This window comes from Paenibacillus sp. FSL K6-2862, assembly GCF_038005125.1.
GTDB classification, from domain to species: Bacteria; Bacillota; Bacilli; order Paenibacillales; family Paenibacillaceae; genus Paenibacillus; species Paenibacillus illinoisensis_A.
In genome coordinates this window covers 3024601-3041780 of the sequence record NZ_JBBOSN010000001.1, presented here as the reverse complement: position 1 = coordinate 3041780, position 17180 = coordinate 3024601, and the positions used below count along the sequence as shown (strand labels likewise).

Here is a 17180-nt window from a genome sequence, read left to right as displayed (position 1 = left end):
GGATAGGATAATACGCACTTCATTAGCTACTCTCAGGGAATAACAAACCTCATTAATCCACTCCCGTAGGAAGTGCGATATGGTATAACCGATCAGGAATATAAGGATAATTTTGAAACTTAGTAAAATCAGTGATTTGATTTTCATAAATGGCTCCACAATCATTTTTAATCTCTCACGCTATATATTCACACTTGAGAATCCAATATATAGTATCATAACATACCGTGATCCATACCTACGCTTTATGCCTTGAATAATCACCTGAGTTTTATTCAACAACAAAAACCCGACAACAAAAGTTGTCGAGTCTGACAGTACGCTGGACACATAATTTACTCGCTATCATTCTTGGTAACGACTAAAGTTTTAGGTGATCCATTCTTTATGGAAATGAAGTAAGGCTCTTCATTAAAGTTAAAACTTTTACTTTCCAGGGTCTCCACATCAATGTCCTTATAACTTGTCAGGATTTGATCAATGGTTTCCTCCCTAACGTTCAGGGCATGTAACACCAGCACAGGATATTCAAGATCCGCACCAATATAGTAGATCTCGTTTAATGTCCCATCCTCTTCGATTTCAAAATGCATCTTGTTCGTATATTGATTGGCATCATTAATCATTGCTGGATCGGATACCGTAATGATCGTGCCTTGTCCATCGTAAAAGATTGTTCTCTTGAAATCCAGACCTTCCATCGAAATCGGCTGAAGGAACTCCACGTCTTCATATTGACTGACAAGGTTGTTGAATGCGGTGATGAACTCCTTCAGCTCTCCTTCCGGAGTGTATTTTTTCTCTTCGGCCTTGGGCGCCTCAAACAGCTTTTTCTGAGATTTGAACAGAACCTGATCCTCTTTGGAAAATTCAATGCGCACCGTTGCGCCTCGTTCAATTCCATCTTGTCCATCATAAATCCATACATCATAGGGATTATTGGTTTCTTTCTCAGCGGGCTGACCCGCCAGTTCTTCTACTTCTTGCTGGCTCATGCCTTCCTGAATTTGTTTGTACACTTCCGGGGTTACCCCCGTTTGCCCCCACAAGCCACAAGTAATCCGAATAGCATAAGTGGTAATAAAGTGTAATGCCATTTCTTCAAACCTAATCTTCCTCTCTCCTATGTATAAATCCTAATTTTCTCTTATGAAGCAACTTTTGTATATAAATTTAAACCTTTTCAGGTCTTTTGACACATATATGCCTAAACAAAAACAAGAAGAGATTCATCATTTAATTTCTCTTTTTTCTTCGATTTCGACTCTGTATGATTAACGGTAGCTCTACATATGTACTTATAGAAGACAAACATGAATTCCAGAACATTTTAGAACAAGTACCGGAAGGAGATTTCCCGATTTGAAAGCTTTTATTCAATTGCTGCATTTCGGCTATCATCAGGCGATGAGCTGCATTTTCCCTGTGGCCATCTTCGGAACCCTAGCCATCACCAGCGTGATCGAGATTCCATTCTTTCATCGCTATGATGCCATTCTACTGATCTTGCTTGGTGTCCAATATCTCATGTACCGAAGTGGGTTGGAGACCCGGGATGAAATCAAAGTCATATGTGTGTTTCATATTATTGGACTGGTACTTGAACTGTACAAAGTAAGCATGGGTTCATGGTCATATCCAGAGCCTGGATTCACCAAAATATTCGGAGTGCCGCTGTACAGCGGCTTCATGTATGCGAGTGTGGCAAGCTTTATGTGTCAGATCTGGCGCAGATTACGCATGGACATGACAGGATGGCCTGGATTTGTACCCTCCTTTCTGCTCGGAGGAGCCATCTATCTCAACTTCTTCACCCACCATTTCATTCCTGATTTTCGTTGGTGGCTCACGGCTCTGGTCTTTATTGTTTTTTGGAAAACATGGATCATCTACCGGGTACGGACCATGACATATCGCATGCCTTTATCGCTCGCTTTTGTCATTGTATGGTTCTTCATCTGGGCTGCCGAGAATATTGCTACATTCTTTAATGGCTGGAAATACCCTGACCAGCACGATGCCTGGCAATTGGTTAGTTTCAGCAAAATCAGCTCATGGTTCCTGCTCGTGATCATTAGCGTCATCATTGTCGCCCAGCTTAAATATGTCAAAGCCAATCGAACTAACATTGGCCCCAACTAAGTATTAAGACTGACATTAGAAATGGTCTAACCATCCAACAATGACTCCTTTAGCAAAAATTAGGAGACTCATTCCCGTCTGAAACGTATAAGATGGATAGTCATTCTAATAGAAAGGGGATTTTGATGGATGAAGCGACATTCTTGGCTGTTTGGGTTGATGTTATTGTCTATCATTATAATGATGACCGGGTGTTTTCAAACCGAGGCAACGAACGAAACCGAGCAATCCGTACCTAATAAAAATACGACCATGACACCTACTCAAGAAGCCACCATTGCAGCGGAAGTCTTTAAGACAAAAGAATATACCATCGACGAGGTCCCGGAATCGCCCTTACCTGAAGATGTTGTGCTTGAGCGCTATGCCGAGATGGAGCCTTACTATGCTGAACGTTATGAGGATAAACCAGTGAATTATAGTTACGCATTGCTGGCATTGAACGCAGCACAGATTCAACAAGCCTCACTTCAACCCGAAAATATGAAGTTCACTGTGTATCAGGAGCTCGAAAATTATGTTGATCTGGACTACACAATGGATCTCGTGTTGGATCAGCAAAATGGAAATCTGGAACGTGTTCCATTGGAAGGACGACTTTCCCTTATCAAAAAAGATGGTAATTGGCTAATTCAAGCTGACGATTTTGATAACAAAGCTTTCTTGAAGCTTATTCCTCAATAACATCACAAAAAGGGCGCCAATACTGGCGTCCTTTATTGTGACTGACTGAATTCTTTTTCCTCTAGAAAACTAACCTTTAAGCTCTACTTACTCAGACCGTTCCAGGTCAATTTAGTATGAAAATTACTTTTTTACAACGACTTTAACCGATGATCGCGAAGTGTTTCCTGCTCGATCTGCTGCCTCATAAGTAATCGTATATACACGATCCTGACCTTTACCTTTTCCTGTACGTTCGGCACGTAGCTTAAATTCAAAATCAGGAGTTCCGTACGCTGCTCCCTGAATGTCAGGTGATTTGTTTCCACTTCCCTTGCCTTTATCCGGTTGGTTGCTTGTAATGGATATGAGCTTGACAGAGGCTACCCCTGTTCCTTGATCGGTGGCATCCGCTGTAACACGGATGGTCTCCATTTTGTTTGCATTTTCTTTCAAAACCGGTTTATTCACTTTGAGCCGCAGCACAGGTGCCGTGGTATCTCTAACGGTTTCCGCCGAGAAGTTGATGATATAGGATTTCACGCCACCGTCTTGCCCCGTAACCTTCACCACGGCCTGACCTGGTACAGCCGCAGCTTGCTTCACTTCAACATCAGATCTGCCGGATACAGCATCCGCTGAAACAAGAGGCAGGGGGCTGCCCCCTTTAACTTCAACCTCATAGTTCTTCTGAGACGAGTTAAATCCCGACAGAGGTTTACCATTCACGGATAAACTGGCCAGATCCCGATTCGCATGAATCAATGAAACCTCTACTGATGGATTCCATGCATCTGATCCTGCAAAATGCTTAGCCGGAAGGTATTTTTCTGCTTCTCCCGCAGTCAACTGAGTGGACCAGTTACTTCTTCCTTTGGCATTGGCACCGGGTCCATAACTGGCATACTCAGCGAAACGGGCGGTCTTTTCATTATCAGCATTGCCCCAATTATTCCAACCTGCAGGACTGATATGATCATCCAAATAACTGTTAATGTAGACAACACTCGCGTTCGGCCGCCACGGTCTGCCAAGAGCCACATTGCCTGTCAGTCCAGATTCGGCAGTAATTCGGCTGTTTAGAAAAACATACCCTGGCTTGCCCTCAGCTGTGGAGGCCGCAGTCACATACCCGTTACTTAGACTATGGATGATGCTGTTCTCAAAGAGAGCAGCGGCATTACCAAATATGAAGTCGACATCGCCTTCGATGTAACAGTCAACATAATATTGTCTGCCGTCATTGACATATAACGTATCCTGCCAGCCTTTCAGACTGACATCACGAAACACAAGGCGATCCCCACGTGCCAATAGCGCTACCGCTTGCCCGGCATGATCACCCGCATCATTCTGTATTGTCAGATGTTCAGCTGTAAAGTCATTCGTTTGAACCCTGAAGCTGTAGCTGTTCGATGTACCGAGTGGATTGCCATTCCCGTCTAGTGTGCTAGCCGAATCTCCGTAGACCAAAATGGTCCCTTCACGGCTCTCTCCGATCATCCGCAGGTGGTTTTTACTCGATGGCACATTTAATTTTTCACGATAGACCCCATCTTTGATTCGGATAATGGTAGGTACAGTCGCGTTGTCAGGACTTGCATCAATGGCTTCCTGCACTCGCTCGAATTCTCCACTACCATCGGAAGCAACGGTTAAAGTGACTGCCGGAGTTTCAAATACTGAAACAGATGACATCCCCTCTCCTGCTTCGTTTTTTGCTGTCACCAAATAATAGTATGTCTTCCCGTTGGTTAGGCCCGAATCGGTATACGATGTTTCGGTCACCTCCGCAGCAACCGATGTGAAAGACCCGTCGGGGGAGTCACTACGTTTTACAGCATAGCTGTCTGCTCCCTGTACGCCTTCCCAGGTTAAAGTGATTCCACGATCTTCCGGCTCTGCTTGCAATCCTGTTGGAGACATGAGGGTTCCGTCATCAGCGGACGGTCTTGCTCCTGTTGGGGCAGACTCAAGACTATGCGTATCTCCGTTTACAGCAATAATTTTGTAATAGTAAGGTACACCGTTCGTGAGTCCTGTATCTGTGTATGAAGTTTGGGACTGGGCTTCAGCTACCACTTCATATGTTCCATTTAAATCATTGGAGCGCTTGATCTGATAGGTTGCCGCTCCCTCAATTGGTTGCCACTCCGCCTCGATTGAATTAGGCTGAGGTTTTACGACAGGCTCAGGTGTAGACAACGCTCTGGACGGTGTAACAGCAACAGGCGCTGAATCGGCTCCTTCACCACCAATGCCAGTTGCTGAAACGACATAATAATAGGTGACCCCGTTATCCAGTCCACCATCCCGGAAGGAAGGTTGCGTCAGTTTCGCCGCTACAGAAGTAAATGGGCCTTCTGCCTGAACGCTGCGTTTAACCGTGTAATGACTCGCCTGTTCGATGGGCTGCCATGCCAATTCCGCCTGTGTATCTCTGGATTTCCCCTCCAGTTTCTCTGGAGCTTCGGGTTTCACGGCATCCTCTGAAGGTGTGACTTCCACTTGGTTGGAGGGTCCGCTTTCTCCAGAAGCACCCAGTGCAGTGACGACATAATGGTATGTTGTACCATTTACAACAGTGTCGTCGATATAGCTGGTCTCTGCGACTTCAGAAGCAATTGGTTCGTAAGCTGACTCTCCCCCTGTGCTTCGTTTGATATTGTAAGTTGATGCTCCTTCGGCTTCGTCCCAGTTAAGTTTAACCATTCCGTTTCCGGGCTGTGCAGTGAGCCCTTTAGGTGCTGCCACAGGTTCAACGTAGAGATGAAGGTTATCGTAATATATGGTTCCTTTTCCTGTACCAGGGGTTTTGGCCAGAATGCGACCAATTCCATCGGAGAGCACATCCGCCTGGAACGGAATGTTATCCGCTACTCGTACATTGTCGATATAGATATCCGCTTTTTGCATAGCTACATTGCCAGTAATCTTCAGGTTGTACCATTGATTGTTTGCAGGAGCGTCTATCAGTTTATGATCCAGGCCGTCTTTCTTATAAACCAGCGTATAGGTGTCTTCTGCTGTGGGAGCAGCCGGTTTGCGCATTTCAATCGAAAGAGGCGTGCGGGTTCCTGCGTTATTCTGCAGCTGCAATACATAGGCTGTTCCAGGCCAGGAAGGTGACATGAGATCCGTTTCCAACACAAAGCTGCCAAGCTGAGGTTGAAATGCACGTGTAAATTGTGTTGTGCCTGGGGCATTATCATACAGTTTTAAAGACTTTGTCGACGTATTACCGGTGGTTCCAGAGGGTACTTCCGCCACCTCAACCCGATGGTCCGCATCTTGAGGATCAGGGAGCACGACATACCCGGGTGGTGTTTGGTTAACCTCAAGTCCTTCATAGTCATCATGAATATATTCGATGGTTTCAAGCTCACCTTCGGGAACGGCGTACGCTTCTTCAGAGGAGAAGCTCGTTCCTTTGTCATTTACTGCTTTCACGACGTAATAGTATGTCTTCCCGACAGTCAGGTCCATATCCGTATATGAAGAAGATGTAATCCCGCTCTGGAGCTCCGTGTATGGCCCTCCGGAAATTTCCGCACGGAAAACAGAATAGGAGACAGCATGGTTCACCTCATCCCAGGATAATGTGACCGATTTCGGTCCTGCTTCTGCTCTTAGTTGCGTAGGGGCCGCAGGGAAATCTGCATCCAGCTGCTGAACAGCTGCACCAGAAAATACAGATGTATTTAGTTTATCTACTTCGTCGTCCGGTTTGGAAGCATCCGCCGCAAGTCCGACGTAAACGGTGCTGCTCACGGGGAAGTCTACAGCATTCACGACGGACCAGTCTGCTCCGTCTTTGGAGACGAGAGATGTAACTTGATCACCGAGCCTGACCAGCTTCACCCAGTAAGGGAGCGTGATAAACGTCTCTGGTTCCTGAACGGAGACATCCGCCCCTTCGGTTTCACGCGTCAAATGAACCGCCTTTTGCCCGCCTTTGACATAGGATGTCATTAGGGCGACAAATGGAGAGGAAGCGTCCAGACTCTCGCGCATCATTACACCTGATTCTGCTCCATCATCCGTGGCCGTCACGTGATCGACTCTAGCGACGATCTCACCATTTCCCTCCAGTGTCTGGTAGGCATAGTGAAAATGATCCGAAGTGCCGGCAATGTCACCTGATGATTTTACAGTTACATCCGTTTCTCCTGCACCAAGCTGTGTATGGCCGGCAATGCCAGGTGCTCCAATGTCTGTTGAAGCCCATGGTGTAATACTGCCTTCCTTATTCACATGTACAGTGACATTATTCGATTGGGTTGCCGTTCCCGTATCGTCAATGGCTCGAACCGTGAGATAATGTGTACCATCTTTTACATTGTCCCAGCTCAAAGCATATGGAGCCGTATCATCTTCGCCCAGTTTAATATCGTTTTGATAAAATTCCACCTTGGAGATTGTGCCATCCGGATCAGAGGCTGAAGCCACAATTTCAATGGAAGAACCCTCTTTTGCAATCGTATGGTTGGCAGGAGAATCAATCGAAGTTACAGGGTTCGCAGACCCATTACCTGTTATGCTGTTCAGATACATTTCAAGATAGGTATATCCCGATTCATGAATTTCATTTCGGTCAGAGGCATCGTTTGGATTCAACCCTTGAGCGATTTCCCAATCATTCGGCATTCCGTCATGATCATCATCTGCCAGCGTGGATAACACTTCTTCAAACTCCACATATCCTCCCACTTCTTTTTGGGAATTGATATGCTGACCGGAACGGTTTTTAACATCATTAACGATTCTTGCGTCAATCGCATCCCTTCTCGGTAAAACAGCTCCAGCTTCGGCAAGGACACGATCATACGCCGTTTCCGCATCATCCATTGGTGATGGATTGGACATGACAACCGGAGATTCAAGCTTCGATTCCGGATTTGCCAGAGTCCCGACCCCAAGCCAGTTATCCGCAGTAATCTCCGGATATCCGTCTACTATATTGCCACTAACATGGAGGCGGGTATTGGCTCCTACATCAAGGAAAAGCTGATCCCGTACGGAACGATACGTATTAGGGCCGTATTTGTAATAATTGTTCATCAAATTGTAGTTGCCTTCCTCACCGCCATAGGCAGAGAAAAATCCCCAGTTGTATACGACATTGTTGTAGGATTCGGTATTAAATCCGGGAGACCCGGCAAATCTCGGGTTACGGCTTACATTGTGGGCGATGATATTATGATGGAATGAGGTATTGTTTCCGCCCCAAATGCCGGCATATCCATGCCTGCCCTTTTGATGAGTCGTCATCAGCATGCTCTCGGCAATGACGGACCACTGCACGGTAGTATTTTCGTTTACATACATGCTAAGGACTTCATCCACAGACCAGGTGAATGAACAGTGATCGATGATGATGTTTTTATGATATCGTCCTCCAAATACATCATCCTCACTGGGGTGTTTGTCTCCAAGCCTGAAGCGCATATGTCTTACGATAATGTTATCTGCCTGAAATGTGGTCCAGTAATCGGAGACGGTGATCCCTTCTCCAGGCGCAGTCTGTCCTGCCAGCGTAATATTGGAACCCGTTATTGCCAGAGGAGATTCCAGATGAATGGTTCCACCCACTTTGAATACGACGGTTGTATCATTTTGACTAACGGCTTCGCGAAGAGAGCCAGGGCCCGAGTCAGCCAGGGTAGTTACTTCGTAAACTGCACCTCCCCTGCCGCCAGTCGTATACATCCCACCGCCCTCAGCTCCAGGAAAAGCAGGCAGCATACCTGAATCTCCTGTTTCTTCCGCAGCAGCCATTCCCGGCAAAACACTGAACAGCATTGATACGATCAAGATGAGCGACACAATCCTTTTCAATAAAATCTTCCTCCTCCGGTTTCGTATACTCCAATTGGCAAACGCAGCACTGAGAGGCAATTAACCTTTCAGCAGATTCGATCACCTCCTTCAATAAATGTAAGCGTTATCACATTTAATCAAATTGAATAACCCGTATTGTCCTGTGAACAAAAAAGGTGTAAGGAGTATGTTATGCCCGTATCGTTTTGATCCATTTAACGAATACGGGCATTACAGCTGAATGAACTATCCCTTTCGATTTAACATGTATTCATATTCGGTGCAGGCCAGCAAGAAAGCTCCCAGCCCCTTTTGATCGTTGGTAATAGTCGGTTCACTAATATAATAAGCATAGGTACCGTCCCGTCTCGGTTCTCCTCCAAGACCTGCAACCTGACAGTTTTTGTACAGGTTGACCCAGCCTTCTTTGGTTTCCATGACAAATTCTGAAATTAAACCGGCGTAGGCATGGTCCAGCGAGTTCAGCCAGTTTTCGTCCTGTAACCAACCCAGTCGAATGGCTTTGGCCATGGCATATACAATCATGCTTGAGGCAGAGGCCTCCAGATAATTTCCTTTTCGGGTTCCTTCATTAATCACCTGATACCACACCCCGGTAGAAGTGTCCTGGAAACTTCGCAGTGCTGACATCGTATCATTCAGAATCTCAATCAGCTTCGTGCGGTCCTGATGAGTGTCCGGAAGCAATTCCAGTACATCAACCAGCGCCATGACGAACCAACCCATGGACCGGCCCCAGAAGTTGGGCGATTGTCCGGTATTCGGATCACTCCAAGGCTGCGTACGCTTCTCATCCCAGGCATGGTAGAGTAGACCTGTCTTCCCGTCACGGTTGTGTTGTGCGCAGAGAATAAACTGCCTTGTCACATCATCCAGGTCCTGCTCATCTTCCTGTTCGAACTGAAGCATATATTCAAGATAAAAGGGAGCGCCCATATATAATCCATCCAGCCAAATCTGATAAGGATACACTTGCTTATGCCAGAACGCCCCTTCTGACGTACGCGGGTGACTGCGAAGCTGCTCTCTTAGAAGAGAGGCAGCCACTTTGTATTTCTCCTCGCCAGTCATCTGAACCAATCCAAAAAGCAGCTTGCCGTTATTTAGATGATCAATATTATGCTCATCCTGGCGGTATCCGCGGATTGTTCCATCACTTTGTATGAAATAATCCATGTTGTCCCGAATGTACTTTGCATACTTGCTTTCGCCGGTCACTTTCCACAGCAGCTCGAACCCCTTCAGAATAACCCCATAATCATACGACCATTTTCCATGATACCCGTTTGCCTCATACAGTCTGGGCGTACGCTCCATAATGGTATCTGCGGTATGCACTGCCCACAGGCATGGAGATTGAATCTGAATCATGGCTTCTCTTCCTCCTTCGATGAGTCATGATTTTACTTGTTCTGCACAGCTTGGTACGCTGCCTCATATTCCGTAATAATCTTGTCACCACCTGATTTTCTCCAAGTCTGCACCGCATCCTGGAACCCTTGCAAATCCAGCTTTCCGAGAATGTATTTGTACGTAGCATCCGTGATGATTTTTTGCAGTTCCGATCCTTGCTCGGAGAACGTCGCAGATTCAAGGGAGTACATCGGATTAAGTACTGCATACTTTGTGTTCTCCTGAATTAAACGATCGGACTCCACCCGTAATGGGTCTGAATCATGAATGTCGTACCCATTCTCATTCGGACGTGATGAAGAGAACGGCTGTACTTCTTGTTCCCAGAGTTTGGTATCGGTAATTGTTGCCGCATTGCCCTCCAGGCTGTAGTGTACATCTTTAATACCATAAGTCATTAATGTATATATTTCTTCGCTCATCAGATCGTCCATAAATTTCAAGACCTGTTTTAACTCAGCCTCATCCTTCACTTCCGATTTGGGGAATGCCAGCAACCCTCCTACACCATTGGACGTGGACCAGATGGCCCGATCACTTTCGTTACCTGTTGAAGTAATGTCATTCACCATGATCAAATCCATGTCATCCTGTACACCTTTGGCCAGATTGAGCAGGTTTTTGCTATCAAACAGCGCACCAACATAGATTCCCGCTTTGCCCTGTGCAAAGCCCTCCTGCTGATCTTTTTTGGCCGTTACTGCAAAGTCCTGGTTGATATAGCCGTTGTCGTACAACTCTTTCATATAATCCATTGCTTTAACGTAACCCTCGGATTCAAACTCGGGCGTTACTTTGCCATCCTCGCTGACCGCCCATCCGCTCGGGGTTCCAAAGTATGAACCCAGTGTCTTGAAAGCACCAAATACAAGATCGCTGCGATCAATGAAACCGGTCGTATCTTTGCTGCCATTACCGTCAGGGTCCTGCTCGGTAAATGCTTTGGCAACTTCCATCAGCTCAGAGGTTGTTTTGGGTACAGGTAATCCCACGTTATCGAGCCAGTCTTTGCGAATGATGACACCGTTACGGGAAACCTGTTTCTGCATTGGAATCCCATACAACTTCCCATCAATCGAAGCGGAGTTTCTCATATCCGCAGATATCTCTTTCAGATTCGGGAATTCGTCCAGATAAGGCCCCACTTCCCAGAAGACACCGGCCTTCAGTGCATTTCGAACCGACGAATTCTCCAGAATCGTGAGTGAAACAATGTCAGCCAGAGAGCCGGAGGCTAAAGAAGTGTTCAAACGCTCCTCTTTCGAGGCATCCGGAATCCAGGAAAATTGAATATCCGTATTCGTCAGTTCCTCGATTTTGTTCAACACGGTATCCGTTGGCGGCGAAGCAGAATGCAGTATGTTCAACCAGCTAATAATAGGCTTTCCATCCGCATTCGTTTGCGGCTCTGCATTCTCTCCCCCGCAGGCACTCAGCAGCAGACTGGTACAAATCGAAAACGCTATCAACTTGGCGTAACGGAATTTCATGTACATATCCCCTTTACATGTTTTATGTTTTGTTGTTATCTATTTCAGCTATTCTAAGCGAGTTAATAGACTCCATCTTCACCAAACTTTTTGGCGAGCTTATTGGCTATAATCACCAATATCAGTCCAACCAAGCCTTTGAACAAACCAACCGTGGTACTGAAGCTTAATTGCCCGTTCTTCAAGCCGGCCGTGAAGATGTACGTATCGAAGATCTCTCCAACTTCCCGATTGAGTGAATTAAGAAGCAGATACATATGTTCAAAGCCCAGCTCAAGCGTATTACCGATTTTAAGAATCAACAACGTAATAATAACGGGGCGAATGGCTGGCAAGGTCACATGCCACATTTTACGTAAACGACTCGCACCGTCCATATCTGCCGCTTCGTAAAGCTGCGTGTCTACCACCGTAATAGCCGCAAGATAAATGATGGTGGACCATCCGGCCTCTTTCCAGATAATCTGCAGAATGTACATGGGACGAAGCCACTCTGGCGAGGTGAGGAAGCTGATTTTGTTACCGCCAAAAGCAGCTATCATCTCGTTAACAAGCCCACCATCCACACTCAGAAATACATAGGTAATCGATACGATGATGACCCAGGACATAAAGTGTGGAATGTAGACAATGGTCTGAATTGAATTTTTGAACATCTTACTCCTGACTTCGTTCAGCATTAGCGCAAGAATAATGGGAATCGGAAAAAAAATGATCAATTCAAGCGCAAACAATATTAGTGTGTTGCTGAGCAGCATGGCAAAGGTTGGTTCGGTAAACAGCCGAATGAAATGCTTGAAACCGACCCACGGGCTATCCTTAATACCAAGATACGGCTGATAGTCCTGGAATGAAATGATCAATCCACCCATCGGAAAATACTTGAAGATAACAAAGTAGACAAACCCCGGAAGAATCATCAGGTACAGAAGTTTGTTGGCGACGACACTTCTTAATTGATGACCGATTCCGGTCTTTCGATGCAGTTTGCCTTGTAACGAAACAACTGAGGAATTGGAATCTTTCACTGCTCGCTGACCTCCTTGATCGGTTAACATGTGTTCGAAGTCAAGCATATCCGCTCAGATTCATTCCGTACATAATCATTAGCTATCATGCTTCCGGTAATCGTGACATAAAGGCTTGCGACAAGGCTTTTTCCAGTGTGAATTGTAGCTTATGATTATTAACTCGGTTAATGATTATCCGGTTGATTCTCCTTGAAATACCCTCTCAAGCCGGCTGCAGCAAGGTCTTAGGATATGATTATATACGTTATCCATAACCCTTGATATGGTGGGAAGAGATCAATACTTAAGGAGGAACCTATCGACATGTCAAAAGCCGCACTCAAGAAGGAAACGCTCGGAAGCGTCATATTTAACGTTGTGAACTATACACTTCTTCTTCTCTTTGCCCTTGCCTGCCTCTTGCCTTTCATTAATGTGGTTGCCAGCTCGTTTGCCTCAACCCAGGAGATCGTGCAGAAGAAATTCATTTTGTTTCCAACGTCATTTTCACTCGACGCCTATCGGTATATCCTGTCCACTCCAACCATATTCAAAGGGCTCGGTGTTTCCATCTTCATCACCCTCGTCGGTACCGCTGTCAGCATGACACTTACAGCACTTATGGCATACGGATTATCCCGACGCTATCTTCTGGGAAGAAACGTCATCAACTTTATCGTTGTATTTTCCATGTTGTTCAGCGGTGGTATGATTCCCACCTTTTTAATCGTAAAAGCAGCCGGGTTGATCGACTCCTACTGGTCCATGATAATCCCTACAGCAATTAATGCGTTTAACCTGATTATCATGCGCAACTTTTTCCAATCCCTACCAGACAGCCTAGAGGAATCCGCCAAAATAGACGGTGCAAACGACTTCCGCATATTGTGGCAGATCATGCTCCCACTAGCTCTGCCATCGATTGCCACATTATCTCTTTTTTACGGTGTGTCCTACTGGAATACTTATATGAACGCCATTCTGTATCTCAATGAATCCAAAATGTGGCCGCTGCAGGTACTTCTTCGTCAAATCGTCATTGTATCGAGCGGAATGGAAGGCAATAGTTCCGCGGTTGATATTGTACCTCCGTCACAGACCATTAAGATGAGTGTAATCGTTGTTGCAACCGTTCCCATGCTCATTGCCTATCCATTTGTACAGAAACATTTCACAAAAGGAGCTTTACTTGGTTCAGTAAAAGGTTAATCAACATGCTGCTTCTGAATATAAAACCAATCCCCTTAGGCCAAAGACCTAAGGGGATTGGTTTGCTTACATTACTCCAAACGTTATCGCCATGTTGGAATAACTCTCTTACCTTCACAGCTCAAGCTTCATTTTTCGATATGCGCCCGGTGTGACGTGCTCTTTTTTGCGGAACGAACGAATAAAGTTCTGCGAATTCTGATAACCGAGACGTTCTGCAATGTCCTTGATCGGCATGTCTGTATCAACCAGCCATTTCCTCGCCACTTCAAGCCGGAACCCCATCAAATAATCGCTGAAGGTCATCCCATATTCTTTGCGGAATATGCTGCTGAGATAATTGGGTGTATAATGCAGCCGTTCGCTAATGGATTCGAGTGAAAGATCTTGATCATATTCCGTACGTACAATAGCAGCGATCTGATCAGCGACCGAACGAAATTGGTGGTTCGCCTTTTCCTGCATACTAACAACCATTGGATAAATGACTTCATGAACCAGGATATGCTCGATCTCCTCCGGATTTAGCGTATTCAGAAGCCTCTGGTACAGCGTGGCATTGCTCTGAGTTAACAAAACTTCTGCTCCGATCAGCTGCTCCAGGTGGATCAGGTTGTTCACGAATCGAATCAGTGTGATCTCCAGGTTCATTGGATTCTGACTATGCTTCATCATGTCGGCGAGAAGAGGATACAGCGTTCGGGTTGCTTCATCCTTGTCTCCAAGCCGAATGGCATCAAACAGCTGGGATTCCAGGTCCTTGGGGTAATGAAGTAACGTTGGTCCGGTATTCCCTCTAGAGATATCTTCATAAAAGATGACGGATTCCTTACCCAGTTTCAATCGCTGATATAACGCTTCAAGACTCATTGCACATGCTTCACGACTGTTCATTAGATCCTCATAAGGTGCACTAACACCCACACTCACCGAGGCATTCCAATAATCTCTTGAAGAGATGATCATCTTCTTCGCATATTGCGAGATCAGGTTCCGCATCTCAGCTACTTTGTCAGAACTGCAAAACAATAACGTCGCTTGGGTACGCTCGTTCAATACGACGGGCAGCATACGTTCTGTCGCCGGAATAATTTCTTGTACCAATTGGTTTACAGTAAGTAAAAGTACATCTTTATCCGACAGTGACCCTTCACCGCATCGATCCACTTGGATCAGCATCGTGATGAAAACTGAACTGCTGTCGATGTTATATCCGAATCGCTCCAGATTCTTCTCTACTTCTTCTCTTGTCAGGCGGTTCTGTAGTAAATTAAGAACAAATTGGGATTCGAGCTTTGGTTTTTCTAGCTGAATAAGCTGTTCCAAATCCTTTTTCTCGGAAACGATTGAATCGATCGACTGAATAATCCAATCAACTTCATCCTTGACCATTGGCTTGGAAGCGTCTGCCAGACTCTTTTGAATCTTGCGAAAAGGCTTGGTGAGATAGATAGAAATCATGTAGGTTATAATGACCATGAGCGCCATAATCACGATTCCCATCACAAAAAGACCAATTCGGATCGGCATTAAGGCGCCGCTGACTTCTTTTGGATCAAGTAGCGTAACATACGTCCAGCTGTTGTAATCTGATCGTGCGTATAGGGCGATGATTTTATCTCCCGCTGTGCCTGGTAGTTCCAATTGTCCAGTCTGCGCCTGTTTAACGGTACGCTCGCTGATGAGTTTCATTTGCTGGTTGGATAATTGTTCTTGATCCGACCTCGTTGTGTACAACGGCTCCCCTTGTCTGTTTAGAATATAGATGGATGTATTCGGTTTAACCAGCAACGAACGATTAAGCGTTTGAAGGGATAGATCTGACAAGGCAACAGCTTGTTTTTTCTTGGAATGTGCAGGAAGTCCTTGCAGCAGCCGGATACCGTCAGCTGTTTTCGTCCAATATAAGCCGCTGCCTTCCTGCTTCGCAAACTGATTCTGAAACTCCTCCGTCTCTTCGGAAGTCAGCCGGAATACCGTACCGTTGGACAAACTCCATTTTTGCTGCAAGCTGACTAACGTGTACTGAACACCTTCAAGACCCATGGTAGCAATATAGCCAAGTTGGGACCTCAATTCCCGATACGCTTCAAATTGCTGCTCCGTCATCGGACTATTGATGACCGATCGAAATGACGGAGTCGTGCTGTAGGTAGCAAACGCATATTCTATGGTTTGGATTTTCTGTTCCAGTGTATTACGAATCTGTGTGATGAGACTCTGTTGGCCGTCCCCAACCCGGTCCACGACAGAATTGGTGGTTGAGATATAGATGTAACTTCCAAAACCGATTACAATCCCAACACTAAGAAGCAGAACCGGAATAAAAATATTGTAAAACGTTCTACTTTTTCTCAAAGTACAGATCCCTCCTTCCACATTGTGCGTTATTCACTGGTTATCCAGCGGCATACAAATACCAAAGATTATGGAGTATCCTAATTGTAAGCGATTACAAATAAAGGAGGAGAAATTATCATTTTTCTCCCTTCATTTGGGAATATTCACTTGAATTTTAACACAGCAAATGATATGAGTTTAGACATAACGTATTCGAAAGTAGCCAAATATTGCACAGGAGTGATTGAATCATGCTGCCATTTTACGAGATTCGCAAAGATGATTTTGCAATTATCCGCAATGCCAGGCAAATCGCTTTTCCCTCACATATGCACAGTGCAATTGAGGTATTATACGTCTACTCAGGCACACAGTCTGTCGAGATTAGCGACGTTTCTTATGAATTGCAACCAGGTGACGCAGCTGTCATTTTTCCGGATATCATTCACCGATATGTTAAAAGTGGTCAACAAACTGCAAATGCCATTCTGCTTATTATTAATCCCAAAGTATTTGAAGGCATTTTCCCCGATTTCAATCAGCTTCAGCCTGTAACTCCCTTTGTTTTGAAGAAATATATACATAGAGATGCGGTGTATGCATTTAGAAAGGTGAAAAAAGAAGATGATTATGCCATCAAGCTTGGTTGGGCCCATATCATCTTGTCGCATCTGCTAGCTCACACCCAGCTGGAACAGCGACAACGAACTCCTGTACTGGATATGCCTTATAAAATTATGGAATACATGGCTAATCATTTTACGGAGCCCCTCTCCCTAGACACACTTGCTGCCGAGTTCAATGTGAGTAAATATTATATATCCCACATCTTTTCCGCACGTATACAGATGAATTTTCGCAATTACCTCTCCATGCTGCGGGTCGAATATGCAGCAAAATTAATCCGAACAACGAATGTATCCTTAACCACTGTAAGCAGCAGTGCAGGCTTCGAAAGCCAGCGGACATTTAATCGCGTTTTTCAAGCCATGTATGGAATTACACCCAGGGAATTTCGAAATAATGTGAGCACCTACTTAAAATGACAACAAAACAAAGTAGGAATTAAAAA

At 45.3% G+C, this 17180-nt stretch carries 10 protein-coding genes; 4 read left to right on the top strand and 6 right to left on the bottom strand.

The genetic code is table 11. The annotated features are described in order from the left end of the window. Nucleotides 1-335: 335 nt before the first annotated feature. Entirely contained in the window at nt 336-1097 is a 762-nt protein-coding gene (gene bamE, locus MHB82_RS13895; protein ID WP_341174966.1) for an outer membrane protein assembly factor BamE domain-containing protein, read from the bottom strand. Nucleotides 1098-1362: 265 nt separating this feature from the next. Between bamE and MHB82_RS13890 the strand changes: the two genes are divergently transcribed. Continuing rightward, nucleotides 1363-2142: a DUF817 domain-containing protein gene (locus MHB82_RS13890; protein WP_341174965.1), complete on the top strand. Its 780-nt coding sequence runs from the start codon at nt 1363-1365 to the stop codon at nt 2140-2142. Nucleotides 2143-2271: 129 nt separating this feature from the next. Further along, nucleotides 2272-2826 (top strand): hypothetical protein, encoded by a 555-nt coding sequence (locus MHB82_RS13885; protein ID WP_341174964.1) that lies wholly within the window; start codon nt 2272-2274, stop codon nt 2824-2826. Nucleotides 2827-2949: 123 nt separating this feature from the next. Here the strand turns inward: MHB82_RS13885 and MHB82_RS13880 are convergent, their stop codons facing one another. The 4 genes from MHB82_RS13880 to MHB82_RS13865 form a co-directional block, all read right to left on the bottom strand. Beyond that, the gene (locus MHB82_RS13880; RefSeq protein ID WP_341174963.1) at nt 2950-8643 is read right to left on the bottom strand and encodes a pectinesterase family protein; all 5694 of its coding nucleotides are present in this window, start codon (nt 8641-8643) and stop codon (nt 2950-2952) included. A gap of 228 nt (nt 8644-8871) precedes the next feature. Then, entirely contained in the window at nt 8872-10017 is a 1146-nt protein-coding gene (locus tag MHB82_RS13875; RefSeq protein ID WP_341174962.1) for a glycoside hydrolase family 88/105 protein, read from the bottom strand. A gap of 32 nt (nt 10018-10049) precedes the next feature. Further along, entirely contained in the window at nt 10050-11549 is a 1500-nt protein-coding gene (locus MHB82_RS13870) for an extracellular solute-binding protein (protein ID WP_341174961.1), read from the bottom strand. Nucleotides 11550-11611: 62 nt separating this feature from the next. Continuing rightward, entirely contained in the window at nt 11612-12469 is an 858-nt protein-coding gene (locus MHB82_RS13865) for an ABC transporter permease (protein WP_255247859.1), read from the bottom strand. Between the two features lie 414 nt (nt 12470-12883). Here MHB82_RS13865 and MHB82_RS13860 point away from each other — a divergent pair, with 414 nt between their 5' ends. Next, the gene (locus MHB82_RS13860; protein WP_341174960.1) at nt 12884-13768 is read left to right on the top strand and encodes a carbohydrate ABC transporter permease; all 885 of its coding nucleotides are present in this window, start codon (nt 12884-12886) and stop codon (nt 13766-13768) included. A 114-nt stretch (nt 13769-13882) separates the two neighbouring features. On the opposite strand, the gene MHB82_RS13855 is transcribed toward MHB82_RS13860, so the two are convergent. Further along, the gene (locus MHB82_RS13855) at nt 13883-16126 is read right to left on the bottom strand and encodes an AraC family transcriptional regulator (protein ID WP_341174959.1); all 2244 of its coding nucleotides are present in this window, start codon (nt 16124-16126) and stop codon (nt 13883-13885) included. A 233-nt stretch (nt 16127-16359) separates the two neighbouring features. Between MHB82_RS13855 and MHB82_RS13850 the strand changes: the two genes are divergently transcribed. Continuing rightward, nucleotides 16360-17154 carry a helix-turn-helix transcriptional regulator gene (locus tag MHB82_RS13850; RefSeq protein WP_095358200.1) on the top strand — a complete coding sequence of 265 codons (795 nt, stop codon included), beginning with the start codon at nt 16360-16362 and terminating at the stop codon, nt 17152-17154. The last annotated feature ends 26 nt before the right edge of the window (nt 17155-17180 follow it).

Coding starts and splice junctions, on each gene's coding strand:
- bamE (WP_341174966.1), bottom strand. CDS start 1,097: ATGGCATTACACTTTATTACCACTTATGCTATTCGGATTACTTGTGGC.
- MHB82_RS13885 (WP_341174964.1), top strand. CDS start 2,272: ATGAAGCGACATTCTTGGCTGTTTGGGTTGATGTTATTGTCTATCATT.
- MHB82_RS13875 (WP_341174962.1), bottom strand. CDS start 10,017: ATGATTCAGATTCAATCTCCATGCCTGTGGGCAGTGCATACCGCAGAT.
- MHB82_RS13870 (WP_341174961.1), bottom strand. CDS start 11,549: ATGAAATTCCGTTACGCCAAGTTGATAGCGTTTTCGATTTGTACCAGT.
- MHB82_RS13865 (WP_255247859.1), bottom strand. CDS start 12,469: ATGATTCTTCCGGGGTTTGTCTACTTTGTTATCTTCAAGTATTTTCCG.
- MHB82_RS13860 (WP_341174960.1), top strand. CDS start 12,884: ATGTCAAAAGCCGCACTCAAGAAGGAAACGCTCGGAAGCGTCATATTT.
- MHB82_RS13850 (WP_095358200.1), top strand. CDS start 16,360: ATGCTGCCATTTTACGAGATTCGCAAAGATGATTTTGCAATTATCCGC.